At 73.1% G+C, this 13,082-nt stretch carries 11 protein-coding genes; 5 read left to right on the forward strand and 6 right to left on the reverse strand.

Features of this window, described 5'->3' with window-relative positions; translation table 11 throughout:
- Positions 1-16: 16 nt before the first annotated feature.
- Complete coding sequence (locus tag ACGFMP_RS24485; RefSeq protein ID WP_393675114.1) at positions 17-376, reverse strand: excisionase; 360 nt, start codon at positions 374-376, stop codon at positions 17-19.
- A gap of 68 nt (positions 377-444) precedes the next feature.
- Between ACGFMP_RS24485 and ACGFMP_RS24490 the strand changes: the two genes are divergently transcribed.
- The 3 genes from ACGFMP_RS24490 (at position 445) to ACGFMP_RS24500 (ending at position 6,000) form a co-directional block, all read left to right on the forward strand.
- Entirely contained in the window at positions 445-1,413 is a 969-nt protein-coding gene (locus tag ACGFMP_RS24490; protein WP_393675115.1) for a Clp protease N-terminal domain-containing protein, read from the forward strand.
- Between the two features lie 209 nt (positions 1,414-1,622).
- Complete coding sequence (locus ACGFMP_RS24495) at positions 1,623-3,725, forward strand: SpoIIE family protein phosphatase (protein ID WP_393675116.1); 2,103 nt, start codon at positions 1,623-1,625, stop codon at positions 3,723-3,725.
- A 529-nt stretch (positions 3,726-4,254) separates the two neighbouring features.
- Complete coding sequence (locus tag ACGFMP_RS24500; RefSeq protein WP_393675117.1) at positions 4,255-6,000, forward strand: serine hydrolase; 1,746 nt, start codon at positions 4,255-4,257, stop codon at positions 5,998-6,000.
- 12 nt (positions 6,001-6,012) lie between these two features.
- Here ACGFMP_RS24500 and ACGFMP_RS24505 read toward each other — a convergent pair whose 3' ends face one another.
- The gene (locus ACGFMP_RS24505) at positions 6,013-6,555 is read right to left on the reverse strand and encodes a hypothetical protein (RefSeq protein ID WP_393675118.1); all 543 of its coding nucleotides are present in this window, start codon (positions 6,553-6,555) and stop codon (positions 6,013-6,015) included.
- Between the two features lie 108 nt (positions 6,556-6,663).
- Here ACGFMP_RS24505 and ACGFMP_RS24510 point away from each other — a divergent pair, with 108 nt between their 5' ends.
- Together ACGFMP_RS24510 and ACGFMP_RS24515 are read left to right on the forward strand one after the other, a co-directional pair.
- Positions 6,664-7,347 (forward strand): class I SAM-dependent methyltransferase, encoded by a 684-nt coding sequence (locus ACGFMP_RS24510; RefSeq protein WP_393675119.1) that lies wholly within the window; start codon positions 6,664-6,666, stop codon positions 7,345-7,347.
- A gap of 11 nt (positions 7,348-7,358) precedes the next feature.
- Positions 7,359-8,099 (forward strand): class I SAM-dependent methyltransferase, encoded by a 741-nt coding sequence (locus ACGFMP_RS24515; RefSeq protein WP_393675120.1) that lies wholly within the window; start codon positions 7,359-7,361, stop codon positions 8,097-8,099.
- A 41-nt stretch (positions 8,100-8,140) separates the two neighbouring features.
- On the opposite strand, the gene ACGFMP_RS24520 is transcribed toward ACGFMP_RS24515, so the two are convergent.
- The 4 genes from ACGFMP_RS24520 to ACGFMP_RS24535 form a co-directional block, all read right to left on the reverse strand.
- Positions 8,141-9,289 (reverse strand): glycoside hydrolase family 3 N-terminal domain-containing protein, encoded by a 1,149-nt coding sequence (locus ACGFMP_RS24520; protein WP_393675121.1) that lies wholly within the window; start codon positions 9,287-9,289, stop codon positions 8,141-8,143.
- A 304-nt stretch (positions 9,290-9,593) separates the two neighbouring features.
- Positions 9,594-10,379, reverse strand: a complete 786-nt coding sequence (locus ACGFMP_RS24525) for a phosphatase PAP2 family protein (RefSeq protein WP_393675122.1) — start codon at positions 10,377-10,379, stop codon at positions 9,594-9,596.
- A 1-nt stretch (position 10,380) separates the two neighbouring features.
- Positions 10,381-11,337 (reverse strand): YihY/virulence factor BrkB family protein, encoded by a 957-nt coding sequence (locus tag ACGFMP_RS24530; protein ID WP_393675123.1) that lies wholly within the window; start codon positions 11,335-11,337, stop codon positions 10,381-10,383.
- A 1-nt stretch (position 11,338) separates the two neighbouring features.
- Positions 11,339-13,081, reverse strand: a complete 1,743-nt coding sequence (locus ACGFMP_RS24535) for a diacylglycerol kinase family protein (protein ID WP_393675124.1) — start codon at positions 13,079-13,081, stop codon at positions 11,339-11,341.
- Position 13,082: the final 1 nt, after the last annotated feature.

Here is a 13,082-nt window from a genome sequence, read left to right on the forward strand (position 1 = left end):
CGCCGCCACGGGGCGGTCACCTCCGCTCCAGCGCCGCCAGCCGCATCTCCAGCTGGTCGACCCGGTGCCGCAGCAGGGTGACCTGTGCCTCCAGGCTGACTTCCCGCTCCGCCCTGCGCTGGATGCGCGGTGACGCGGCGGCGCGCTCGACCACCGCGTCCAGCTGGACCAGGCGCTGCGGCCCGTTCGGGCCGTCCACGAGCCGGGAGCGGATCTCGCCGTTGCGGTACCAGGACCGCAGGGCCGAGCGGGAGACACCGGTCTCGGCCTCCGCCCTGGCCAGTGTGACCCAGGGCGTCCGGTCCAGCTGCTCGAAAAGCTCCAGCTCGTTCTGCCAGCGCGCGAGCCGGTCCTCCCAGTCCGACGGTGACTCCATCACACCCTCCCTTCAGTACGGTGACCCTGTCAATGACAGTGTATTGACAGGGCTGAGACCCTGGAGCCATGACTTTCGAGAGATTCACGGTGAAAGCCCGTCAGGCGGTCGTCGCGGCCCAGGAGCAGGCAAGGCTGCTCAAGCACGACCACATCGGCACGGAGCACATCCTGCTGGGGCTGCTTGCGGTGCCGGACGGCACGGCGGCGAGGGTCCTGCACCAGCTCGGGTGCGACAAGGAGACGGCGCTGGCCGACATCACCGCGTTGGCCACGCCCGGCACGAAGGAGTCGAGCGGCCACATCCCGTTCGCGCCGCGCGCGAAGAAGACGCTGGAGATCGCCCTGCGCGAGGCGCAGCGGCTGCACCACGACAACATCGGCACGGAACACATCCTGCTCGCCCTGGTCACGGAAGGTGAGGGCGTCGGCGCGCAGGTGCTCGCCGGGCGCGTCGCCCCGATCAGCAGGGTGCGTGCCGCGGTGCTGGCATCGATCGAGGGGCCGCGGGACGCGCCGGCCGCCCCGTGGCCGGCCGGCACGCCCGCCACCGAGGACACCGTGTCCACCGCCGGCGCGCTGGCCGGTGGCGCACCGGTCGGCAGCCACCACCTGCTGGAGGCGATGCTGCGGGCGGAGAACAGCATGGCGGCCAGGGTGCTGCGCGAGCTCGGGGTGGATCCGGACGCGGTCGCCGCCAAGATCGACGAGCTGGATCCGGAGACGACCACGGACGCCAACCCGGAGGAGTCCGCCGCACGCAAGATGGAGATCCGGCTGGTCGGCGACGAGGTGCACCTGATCCTGCGGGACCCGGCGACGGTCACGGTCGCCAGGAAGGTCACCGAGCTGTCCGGCGGCCCGATCCAGGGCGTCGGGCCGGTCGCCGGCATGTTCGTCCCGCTCTGGCGCTCGACCCACCAGCTGCTGCTGCGGATCCAGGGCATGCTCGGGCCCGAGCCGGAGGAAGAGGACACCGCCGAAAGCCCGGTGGCCAAGGCGGTACGCACGGTGCTCGCGCCCCGGCTCCGCCGGTGAACCGGCGGGCAGGAGCGGCCCGGGACCTCCTCGGGCGCTCCGCCGCCGACGGCCCGCGCGTCTCAGGGGCCGGCGTCACTCCGCGGAGGCGACCGCCCGCCGCCGGGCGCGGGTATCCGAGATGCCTCCGGGGCCGCCGTCCCGGAGAATTGCTCCTATATGTCTGATGCGAGGCGGGCAGGGGAGTGCGGAGGAGCGAGGACGGCGCCGTGGCACGCGAGGCCGCGGCACGCCTCGACCTGCTGCTGGAGCGCGCCGCGCGTGACGTCGGCGCACACATCGGGCTGATCTACCTGCCGGTCCCCGAGCGGCAGGTGCTGCAGATGGCCGCGGTGGTCGGTGCGCCCATGCGGCTGGCGCGGCCGTGGACCCGGCTGGCGATGGCAGCGCCGGCGCCGGTGCAGGAGTCGGTCCGCACACAGCGGCCGGTGTGGTTGGCCGACCAGCAGGAGCTGGCCCGCCGCTTCCCGCGCGCGTCCCTCGCCTTTCCCTACTCCCTCGCCCACTACGCCGCCCCGCTGATGGCGGACCGGGCCTGCTGGGGCGCGCTGAACCTGCTGTGGCCGGGCAGCCACCCGGGGCTGTCCGCCACCGATCGGGCGCTGCTCGACGGGATCGTCGGGCAGATGGCCGAGGTGCTGCGGGACGCCGCGGCCCAGGGCGGACCGGTGCGCCCGAAGGACGAGCCCCGCGTGCTGTCACCGGCGCCATCCCGGCACGCCGATCCTGCCGCCGTGCGCGCGGAGCGGTTCACCGAGGGCTTCGCGGCCCTCGACCTGGACGGCCGGACGGTCTTCCTCACCGAGCGCGCCGCGGTGCTGCTCGGCCGCGACCGTGACGAACTGCTGAACGCCGAGCCCTGGGAGGCGCTGCCCTGGCTGAACGACCCCGCCTACGAGAACGCCTTCGTCGCCGCCCTCTTCAGCCGCCGGCCGACCGGTTTCGCCGCCAGCAGGCCCGACGGCGTACGGCTGTCGTTCGTGCTCTACCCGGAGGCCACCGGAGTCACGGTGCGGGTCCGACCCGCGGAGGCTCCCGCCGGCGGGCAGGAAACGGCCGAAGAGGTCCCGCACACCGCGCCCGTGCGCGCCGGCACCTTCTTCCACCTCCTGCACCTGGCAGCCGCGCTCACCGAGGCGGCGGGGGTCGGCGACGTGGCCGAGTCGATCATGGACCAGATGCGGCCCGTGCTGGACGCCCAGGGCCTTGCCGTCCTGGTCGCGGAGGAAGGCCGGCTGAAGGTGGTGGGCTCACGCGGATTCCCGCCGGAGATCCCGGAGTACTTCGACGGTGTGCCCATGGCGACCGCGAGCGAGGGCACCCGCACGATGGAGACCGGTGTCCCGGGCTTCCACCCCACCAACGCCGAACTCGTGCGCGTCTTCCCCCAGCACCGGGTCTACCGCGGGATGGCCGCCTTCGCCTTCCTGCCGCTGACCGTCTCCGGCGGCACCTTCGGCTGCCTGGTGCTCGGATACGACGAAGAGCGGCCCTTCCCGCCGGACGAGCGCGCGGAACTCACCTCGCTGGCCGGGATGATCGCGCAGGCGCTGGAGCGCGCCCGGCTCTACGACGCCAATGTGCGGGTGGCGCGCGGCCTCCAGGACGGCCTGCTGCCGCACCACCTGCCCCGGGTGCCGGGCCTCGCGGTCGTGGCGCGCTACCGTCCCGCGACCCATGCCCTGGAGGTGGGCGGCGACTTCTACGACCTCATCGACTTCGGCGATCGGGGCGCGGCCGCGGTGATCGGGGACGTCCAGGGCCACAGCGTCCAGGCCGCCGCCCTGATGGGCCAGATCCGCACCGCCATGCACAGCCACGCGAGGACGGGCGCACCGCCGGAGGAGGTCCTGGCCCGCACCAACCAGCTGCTCCTGGAGCTGGACACCGACCTGTTCTGCAGCTGCCTCTACGCCCATGTCGACGTGTCGAGGCACAGCGTGCTGCTGGCGTCCGCCGGCCACCTGCCGCCGATCCTGCGGCACCGCGACGGCCACGCCGAGGTGCTCGACCTGCCCCCCGGGCTGCTCCTGGGCGTGTCGGAGGAGGCCCGCTTCGAGAGCGTCGAGATGCCCCTGCCGCGCGGCGCCCTGCTCGCGCTCTACACCGACGGCCTCGTCGAGCGGCCGGGCGTCGACCTCGGGCTCTCCATCGACCTCCTCGCCGACCGGCTCGCCGAGGCCGGGGAGAAGCCGCTGGACGTCCTCGCCGACGGGGTCGTCGAACAGGCCCGGGACACGGCGGACGACACCGCATTGGTGCTCGTGCAGTGCCTCGGCAGCGGTGAGGGCCCGCGAGCATCCGCCGAGTGATCCCGGCCGGCCCCGCATACGCCCGCAACGACCCCGCGACCAAGCGGCCGAGCGGCAGCCGCGGCCCGTGACACCGTCCCCGGAATGCCCGAGGTGCCGTGCTCGGCAGCCCCGCCGAACCCGGGCCGGCGGCCCGAACCTCCGACGGGTCCTTCTCCGGCTCCCTGCCGGCCCACGGCTCGGCCCTGCTGCACGTCATCCCCGCAGCCGCGGAGCGCACGTCTCCTGAAGCCCTGCCCGGGGGAGTGCTCCTGAGGTTGCGCCAGCGATCAGCGCACCCTGCTGGGCGGGGTGCGCCTGCCTGCGGCTGCGGCACCGGCGCAGGCACCGCAAGGGGGAAGGGGCGGCTCACGGTGAGCCGCTCCCTCCCACTGTGGTCTGCCGATACGCAGGGGGCGGGAGTGGTTGACCGGACACGCGGGGGTCAGTAACTTACCGATTCCGATCAACCCACGGTCAACAGCTTTCGGAATCCACCCCCCACGGCCGCCCTCCACCCCTCGCGGCGGCCCCGACGGACGAGGTTCCCATGCGAATTCGTGCCCTGGCGACAGCTGTTGTGCTGCTCTCGGCGCTCACCGTGCCGCTGGCCGGCAGCGCTGTCGCGGCCCCGGCGGCGCACCACGCGGACGGCGGCCGGTTCGACCGGCCCCACAGCGGGTTCGCGCCCACCGGCACCGTGCTGCACCGGGGAAGCCCGCGGGACGCGGGGCTCGACGCGGCGCCCATCGACGCCTTCGAGCAGCAGATGGCCGGCTGGGAGGACCCGTCCGCCGGCGCGGGCTACCTCTTCCCCGGCGCCACCACGCTGATGGCGCACGACGGGGTGGTGGTCGAACGCGGCGCCGGCGGCTATGCGGTGAAGTACGCGGACACCACCACGGAGCTGCCCCGAGACCAGTGGGTCCCGGCCCGCACCGACACGATCTACGACCTGGCGTCGCTGTCGAAGCTGTTCACCTCGATCGTGGCCATGCAGCAGCTCGAAGCCGGGCGGATCGACCTCGAAACCCCCGTGGCCCACTACATCCCCGAGTTCGCCGCCAACGGCAAGGGCGACATCACCGTCGAGCAACTCCTCACCCACACCTCGGGGTTCGACGCCGACCCGGTCCCGTCGCTGTGGCAGGGCTACTCCGACATCCCCTCGCGCCGGCAGGCGATCCTCGACGCCAAGCCGATCAACCCGCCGGGAAGCACGTACCTGTACTCCGACCTCAACATGCTCAGCATGCAGCTGGTCCTGGAGAAGGTGACGGGCAAGCCGCTGGACACCCTGGTGCGCGACGGCATCACGACGCCGCTGCACCTGACCGACACCGGCTACAACCCGCCGCCCGACAAACTTCCCCGGATCGCGGCGACCGAATACCAGACCAGCCCCGCGCGCGGTATGGTGCGCGGCCAGGTGCACGACGAGAACTCCTGGGCGCTGGGGGGCGTGGCCGGCCACGCGGGCGTCTTCTCCACCGTCGACGACCTCGCCGTACTGGCCCAGACGATCCTGAACGGCGGTGTCTACCGGGGCCATCGCATCCTGGACGGGGACAGCGTCCGGTCGATGGAGCAGAACTTCAACCAGGCCTTCCCCGGGGACTCGCACGGCCTGGGCTTCGAGCTCGACCAGATCTGGTACATGGGCGGCCTGTCAGGACCGCAGACGCTCGGGCACACCGGCTACACCGGCACCTCGCTGGTCATCGACCCGCAGTCGCGGTCCTTCGTCATCCTGCTGAGCAACCGGGTGCACCCCACCCGTGCCACCCCCTCGACCAACCCGCCGCGCCGGGCCATCGGCGTGGCGATGTCGCAGGCATTGCGGGTGGCGGCGCCCGGCGGCGGCAAGCTCTGGTATTCAGGCCAGGGCGGCGGAACCACCAGCACCCTCGCCACCGGCCCGCTCACCGCGGCAGGACCGGTGGACGTCGACTTCTCCACCTTCGTCAACACCGAGTCCACCGACCTGCTCTGCCTGGAGGACTCCACGGACGGCGGCGCCACCTGGCACGCGCTGCCGCTGACCGCCACCGGCCAGGGGGCACCGTCCGGCACCCCCGTCTCGCTCTCCGGGCAGTCCGCGCGCTCCTGGTGGCACGTGCACGCCGAACTCCCGCAGCCGGCGGCCGCGTTCCTGCTGCGCTGGCGCTACACCACCGACCCGGTCTACGAGGGTCGCGGGGTCGACCTCGCCCACCTGTCGGTGACCTCGGCCCGGCACCCCGTGACGGGCGCCGCCGGCCTGACACCGACCGGCGGCTGGCGGCTCCTCCCCTGACGGGCCCTCCCGTCAGTCGAAGACCGGCAGGCCCCCGCTGTAGCGACGTACGGCGGCGACGAGGTCGTCCATGTCCTCGCCGTACACGCTCGCGTACACGATCAGCGGGGAGCCGAAGCGCGCGGTGAGCCTGCGGCGCTTGCGCTGCGCGTCGAGCGGCCTGAACCCGGTGGGTGCGAGCGGCAGTTCGACCTCGGGCGACCTGGGGACCAGCACCAGCGACCGCTGCTTGAGTACCTCGGCCTTCGCCAGGTCCTTCCACGGCACTGTCGGCTGCCCCGCGACGGTGACGCCCGCCGCGTCGATCCGCATCAGGCAGCCGAGGGCGCGCAGCCGGAACTGCGAGGTCCAGAACGTCAGGTTCAGCAGCAGGACACTGCCGCCGATCACCCCTGAGGACGTGGTCACATTCCCGTCGAAGGGATCGAGGATCCACAGTGCGATGCCCAGCGACACCGCCATCCTCGACAGGTTCCACACCCAACTCCGCCGCACCCGCACCTCATACGCGCCGGTTCGCGCCTTCTGCCGCTCCGCCTGCACCATCTCGCACATCCCCCCACAGGATCGTGTCCCCCTGTGGGGACGGCGTATCCTCTCACCCCTGCGCGATGCGCGGACAGGCCGCTACCGCTGTCGGTGCCAGGAGTTACGGTCGTGGGCGTGATCGAAGACGACTCCCTCAAGTCCACCCGCGAGGCGTACGACGCCGTCGCCACCGTGTACGCGGACCGCTTCGCCGACTCGTTGCGCGACGAGCCCCTCGAACGCGCCTTCCTGGGCGCCTTCGCCGAGGTCTCACGTACGAGCGGGGGCGGCCGGGTCGCGGACCTGGGCTGCGGGCCCGGCCACGTCACCGCGTACCTGGCTCGGCTGGGGCTCGATGTCGCGGGCGTCGACGCCTCGCCCGCGATGATCGGGCTGGCTCGCCAGGCGTATCCGGACCTGCGGTTCGAGGTGGGATCGATGGCCGCGCTTGCCTTCGGCGACGGGGTGCTGGGCGGTGCGCTGTCGCGGTGGTCCATCATCCACACCCCACCGCAGGAAGTCCCCGCCATCCTCTCGGAATTCCACCGGGTCCTGGCGCCCGGCGGGCATCTGCTGCTCGCCCTCTGGGCCGGTGACGACCCCACTATGCCGACGCCGGTCTTCGACCACGCCGTCGCGCCTGCCTATCGCTGGTCGCCCGACCACCTCGCCGCGATGCTGCGAGAAGCGGGGCTGGCCGAGGTGGCCCGGCTGGTGAGCGAACCCAAGCCCACCGACCGGCGGCAGTTCCGGTCGATCCACCTGCTCGCCCGCAAAGCGCAGCCGGACGGCGCCGCCACGCCCGTTCGGGAGCAGTGAGAGGGGTATCCATGGTCGACCGCCAGTTCTCGGACGCGGATCTCGCCCGGCTCTACGACGCCTTCACGCTGGAGGAGGACAGGGACGACTTCCGCTTCTACCTCCCGCTGGTCATGGAGTCCGACGCGGTCCTGGACGTCGGATGCGGCACGGGCAAACTGCTGCGCATGGCACGGGAGTCGGGGCACACCGGGCGCCTGTGCGGGCTCGACCCCGCAGAGGGCATGCTTGCACGGGCCCGCACCCGCGACGACATCACCTGGGTCCTCGGGAAGCTCCGATCGGCGGACCTGCACGGGGAGTTCGACCTCGTGGTGATGACGGGCCATGCCTTCCAGGTCTTCGTGGACGACGACGAGATCATCGAGGCACTGTCCGCGATCCGCGGTCTTCTCACCGGCCGGGGCCTCTTCGCCTTCGAGACCCGCAACCCCGCCCACCGCGCCTGGGAGACATGGCGGCCGGACAACGTACTCAGCATCGTGGACACCGACGGCGCCACGGTGCAGCTGGCGCACCGCGTCGACAGTCCCTTCGACGGCAGGACGGTGTCGTTCACCTCCGTCTACAGCGGTCCCCGGTGGGAGGAGCCCCGGCTCAGCCAGAGCACCCTGCGCTTCCTCGACGCCGACGCGCTGGCGGGGTTCCTGACCGGGGCCGGCCTGCTGGTCGACCAGCAGTTCGGCGACTGGGACGGATCACCGCTGACGGCGACAAGCCCGGAGATCATCACCTTCGCCCGCAGAGCGTGAGCTCCGCCGTCCGGGCCGGCCGGAGGGGGTGGGACGGGCCGTCAGAAGAGGCGGCCGCGCAGGGCGCTGATCCTGCCGACGGCGGCGAGGGAGGCCGTCTGGTCGAGGGTGCCGTTCTGCAGCGCCCCGGCGAGGGCGGTGACGATCGACTGGCCGTGGGAGACGTCGCCCGAGGAGTCGAGGACGAGGTCCATGCCGGCCGCGGCGGCGGCGACCGCGTTCTGGCTGCTGGTGCCGAGCGAGCTCAGCGCGCCGGCCCCGATCGCGTCGGTGATCGTCACACCGGTGAAGGTGAAGCGGTCGCGCAGCTCGCTCTGCACCACGGTCGGGGACAACCCCGCGGGATGCGCGGCGTCCAGGTGGGAGTAGACCGCCCAGGAGACCATGACCAGTTCGGCTCCCGCGGTGAGTGCGGAGACGTAGGGGATCTCGTCGATGTTCCGCAGCTCGGCCAGTGTCGCCGTCAGGGTGACGGACCGCAGGTCGGTGTTCTGCGCGGCCGACGCGGAACCCAGGCCGGGGAAGTGCTTGGCGGCGGAGGCGACCCCGGTGGCCCGCTGTGCGGCGATGAAAGCCCGGCCGCAGACCGAGACCACCTCGGCGTCGGTGCTGTAGGAGCGCTGGTACTGGTCCTCGAAGTCGCCGGCGCTGCGGTAGACGTCGAGGACCGGGGCCAGGTTGATGTTCATGCCCACACTGCGCAGCAGGTTGCCCGCGCCGGTGCCCGCGTCCGCGGCGGCGCCGGCCGGGTCGGCCGAGGCGCCGATCTGCTTCGCCGACAGTGCCGGTGCGCCGGGCAACCGCCTGATCTGTCCGCCCTCCTGGTCGGTCATCAGGAGCAGCGGCGCGGGGGAGGGGCTGCTGCGGTTCGCCTGACGAATCTGCTGGACGGCCGAGGTGATCTGGGCGAGGCTGCTGATGTTGTCGCCGAAGAAGATGACGCCCGCCGCCTGCCCGGAGCTGATCTGGGTGAGCAGGCTCTGCGGCACCGTGGTACCCGAGTAGGAGAAGACGACCCGCTGCCCGGCCTGCTGCTGTGGCGTCAGCGCCGCCGGTGCCGCCGCCGGGGTGTTCCGGGCGGCGCGTGACCCGTGGTTCTCGCCGAGCCGGGCGGGCAGCCCCGCGGCGGCGACTCCGGTGCCGGCCGCGAGCACGCTGCGGCGGGAGGGGTACGGTCCTGGACCGGCCATGGTGTGTCTCCTGGGGGTTGCTCGGGGGCCTGCGGGCAGGTGTCGGCGCTGTGCGGCGGTTCGGCCCGCGGCCGGGGGAGCGGCCGTCGGCCGATACGGGTGCGCGTGCGGGCAGCCGGCCGCGACCGCCGCCGGATGAGGTGGATCGCGGCCGGTCGCGGGGCCGGAGCGCGGCCCGCCGGTGCGGAGACGCCTGATGCCGGTGGGGAATGCGGGGCGTGCACGCCTCAGCGTGAAGGAAAATCCCACTACGGACAAGGCTCTTGAAGGAAAGTTCCCATTCCGGTGGGCGGCGGGCGTGACCTCAGGACCCGTGCGGGTGCGTCGGTTCCGGGTGGGGGTGGTCGAGTTCCGGCTCCAGGCCGTCCGCGACCTGCGCGGGGCGGCGCCCGGCGTCGATCCGCCACACCTGGAACGCCCAGGTCGTCGCCCCCACCACGGTCACTCCCAGCAGCCAGCCGCCGATCACGTCGCTGCACCAGTGGACGCCCAGCGCGACCCGGGTGAAGCCGACGCCCAGCACGGCGAGCGCGGCCACGAGCCAGCACCACCGGTGTGCCGCACGCGGTACCAGCGGAAGCAGGACCAGCAGGAAGATCGCGAAGGATGTGGTCGCGGTCATGGCGTGCCCGGAGGGGAAGGAGTAGCCCGGCGCGTGAGCCACCGGGTCGGGCAGGGTGGGGCGGGCCCGCTCGACGACCGCCTTGACCAGCATGCCGGTCAGTGCCCCTGCCCCGGCGGTCACCGCGGCCCAGGCGGCCAGCCGCCACGCCCGGCGGTGGAGCAGCCAGGCGGTGAGCAGCGCCACCGCGGTGCGCAGGGTGGTGGGGCTGAGGACCCAGTTCGACACGAATTCCAGCGCCCGCGTCCACCCGTGGTGGTGGACGGCGACATGGTGCAGCCGTCCTGCCGCACCGGTGTCGATCTCCCTGAGCGGCGTCCAGTGCGCCTCGACCAGGACGAGCAGGAGCCCGAAGACCAGAGCCGCGGCCGCCGCGCCCACTGCGGAACCCAGCAGGTGGGCGCTGAACGAGCGGTCGGCCCGGCGGGTGCGGTCGCCGCCGGGACCGGAGGCGGTGTGCGTCACCATGTCATGCTCCCGGGTCGGAACGGATTGGGCCTGGCCGCCGTGCGCGGGCCGCTTCCAGCTGGGCCGCGAACGACATCCCGAAGAACAGCGCCATCGACGTCAGATAGGACCAGAGCAGCAGCGACATGAAAGCGCTCAGCGGCCCGTAGACGGTGTCGAAGGAACCGCTCAGCCGCAGGTAGAGGGCCAGCAGCGCGGTCAGCGCGCCCCACAGGACGAGGGAGACCGCCGCCCCGAAGCCCAGCCAGGTGTAGCCGGGCTGCGGACGGCGCGGGGCGCGCCGGAAGATGACGCTGCCGGACGCCAGCGCCAGCAGCAGCCCCACCGGCCAGCGCGCTGCGTTCCACACATCGAGGGCGGTGCCGCCGCCCAGGTGGTAGACGGTCACCACGGAGGACGCCAGCTTGTCCCCGGCCACCATCATCACCGTGGCCAGACCCAGCGGGGTGCCCGCCGTCAGCGACATCACCAGGCCGCCGGTGTACTTCTGCCGGAAGGGCCGGTCGCGTTCGATCCCGTAGATCCGGTTGGCTCCCCGCTCGATCTGGCACATCCCCGTGGTGAGGTTCACCCAGGAGAACACCAGGCCGAACCAGAGCGCGAACTGCGCGCCCTCGCCCGCGTGCCGCCGGCTGCGCTGGAGGGCGTCGTCGACGACGTGCTCGCTGGGCCCGGCGGCCATCCGGCGGATCGTCAGCTCGGCGACCTGCCCCACGCTCTCGCTGTGCACCGCGGTCGACAGCCCCACGAAGGCGATGGCCAGCGGGATCACCGCCAGCACGATCTGCAGGGCAAGCGCCCGCGCGTGGCTGAAGCCGTCGGCGTACCGGAACCGTATGAAGGCGTCCCGCAGCAGGGGCCAGCCGCCGTAGCGGCGCAGCGCCGCAAGCGCCTCGTCGGCCGACAGCTCGTCCTCGGACATGTCGCGGGTCTGCGGGACCCGCGTCGCGGTGCCCAACTCATGCCTCCTTCTCGTGGGGTTCGGGCAGGAGGACGCTCACCGCGCCCGGCACCACCCGGGCGGACAGCCGCCGTCCCGCGGCCACCGGATCACCGTCGATCTCCCGCTGCTGCCGTGAGCGCAGGACGATGTCCACGCGACGGCACGGGCGGGTCTCCACGCCGCGGGCGCCGGAGTTCCCCGAGGAGCCGCGCAGGACGTAACCCACGGCGCCCAGCCAGCCCCCGAGCCCCCGCGGGTCCAGCAGCACCACGTGGAGCAGGCCGTCGTCGGGCCGGGCGGCAGGGGCGAGTGACGCACCCCCCTGCAGCCGCCCCACGTTGGCGATCACCACCATGCGGGCGGTGCGCCGCAACGGCTCCGCGCCGTCCAGCCGCAGCGTCATCGCGGTGCGGGGGGTGCGCAGGGCGCGTACCGAGGCCAGGGCGTAGGCCGGCCAGCCCAGGGTCGACTTCGCGCGATCCGAGGTCCGCTCCATCAGCACGGCGTCAAGGCCGGCGCCCGACATGGCGCAGAAGAGGGTCGGCGGCAGGTCGTCGCCCTCGATCCTGCCGAGGTCCACCGGACGGGCCGTCCCGCCGAGCACCGCCTCCAACGCCCGGACCGGATCGAGCGGCAGGCCGAGATTGCGGGCCAGCAGATTGCCCGTGCCGTGCGGGGCGATGGCCAGGGGCACGCCGGTGCCGGCCAGGGCCGCGGCGGCCGCGCGGACCGTGCCGTCGCCGCCGCAGACGACGACCAGCGCCGCGCCGTCCGCCGCGGCCTGCGCGGCTTGGCCGCCGCCGGGGTCGGCCGCTGTCGTCTCGACGAACCGGGGTGCGGTGCGGCCGTGCCGTTCCAGCACGAGACGGAGCCGTTCGCGGTCGCCGCTGCCGGTGGAAAGAGGGTTGACGATCACGACGGTGGGGCCGGACACCGGCTCGACGCCCGGGCCGCCGCCGGCCGCCGCGGCGGCCGCCGTGTCGTGCGGCAGCGGGGCCGGTGCGGGGTCGGTGAACAGGACGGAACCGCCCACGACGAGCAGCGACAGCGCGCCGTTGAGCATGCCGCCTGCCACGTCCGTGGGGTGGTGCATGCCCCGGTACATCCGGCAGGTGCCCACCGCGACCGGAATCAGCAGCAGGAAAACCGCGAGCGCGATCCGCCAGGGTCGGCTCATCCGCCGGGCCCTGGTGAGCACCAGCACGGCGAGCCCGCCGTAGAGGGCAGTTGCCGCCCCGGTGTGGCCCGAGGTGTAGCTCGACGTCGGGGGTGACGCGTCCAGGCGGTGCACCTCGGGCCGGTGCCGGTCCACCGCGGAGGTGATCGCCAGGAACACCAGCGCCTGCAACGACACGCCCACCGCGAGGAAGACCGCCTCGCGCCACCTCGGCAGCACGGGCACGAAGACCAGGAGGGCGCAGGCGACCAGAGTGATCGCGATGATCGTCAGGGTGTTGCCGGCCTCCGACCCCCACGACGTCGCGGTGTCGAGGGCTCCCGTGCGCACCCGCACGAATCCCCTGTTGACGCGGTCCTCCACCGAGATGGGCCACAGGTGCCGGGCGGGGCCGGTGATGAGCAGCCCGAAGCCGATCAGCAGTGCCGCCTGGCAGATCGTCAGCGCCGTGATGCGGGCCGCGGCCGTCCCCATGCCGGTGGTCGGTGACGGGAGGCGGCCGGCCCGCAAGGGGCTGCCGGTCTGTCTGCGCGGGCTCCCCCCGGAGCCCGGGACGGTTCGGCCCGAGAGTGCGGTTGGCATC

Source organism: Streptomyces sp. NPDC049040 (assembly GCF_043197715.1).
GTDB lineage: Bacteria > Actinomycetota > Actinomycetes > Streptomycetales > Streptomycetaceae > Actinacidiphila.

What these genes read in the sequence shown, in the direction of transcription:
- ACGFMP_RS24490 (WP_393675115.1), top strand. Translation starts at nt 445, where the DNA reads ATGACTTTCGAGAGATTCACGGTGAAAGCCCGTCAGGCGGTCGTCGCG.
- ACGFMP_RS24500 (WP_393675117.1), top strand. Translation starts at nt 4,255, where the DNA reads ATGCGAATTCGTGCCCTGGCGACAGCTGTTGTGCTGCTCTCGGCGCTC.
- ACGFMP_RS24525 (WP_393675122.1), bottom strand. Translation starts at nt 10,379, where the DNA reads ATGGTGACGCACACCGCCTCCGGTCCCGGCGGCGACCGCACCCGCCGG.
- ACGFMP_RS24505 (WP_393675118.1), bottom strand. Translation starts at nt 6,555, where the DNA reads ATGTGCGAGATGGTGCAGGCGGAGCGGCAGAAGGCGCGAACCGGCGCG.
- ACGFMP_RS24485 (WP_393675114.1), bottom strand. Translation starts at nt 376, where the DNA reads ATGGAGTCACCGTCGGACTGGGAGGACCGGCTCGCGCGCTGGCAGAAC.
- ACGFMP_RS24535 (WP_393675124.1), bottom strand. Translation starts at nt 13,081, where the DNA reads ATGCCAACCGCACTCTCGGGCCGAACCGTCCCGGGCTCCGGGGGGAGC.
- ACGFMP_RS24515 (WP_393675120.1), top strand. Translation starts at nt 7,359, where the DNA reads ATGGTCGACCGCCAGTTCTCGGACGCGGATCTCGCCCGGCTCTACGAC.
- ACGFMP_RS24520 (WP_393675121.1), bottom strand. Translation starts at nt 9,289, where the DNA reads ATGGCCGGTCCAGGACCGTACCCCTCCCGCCGCAGCGTGCTCGCGGCC.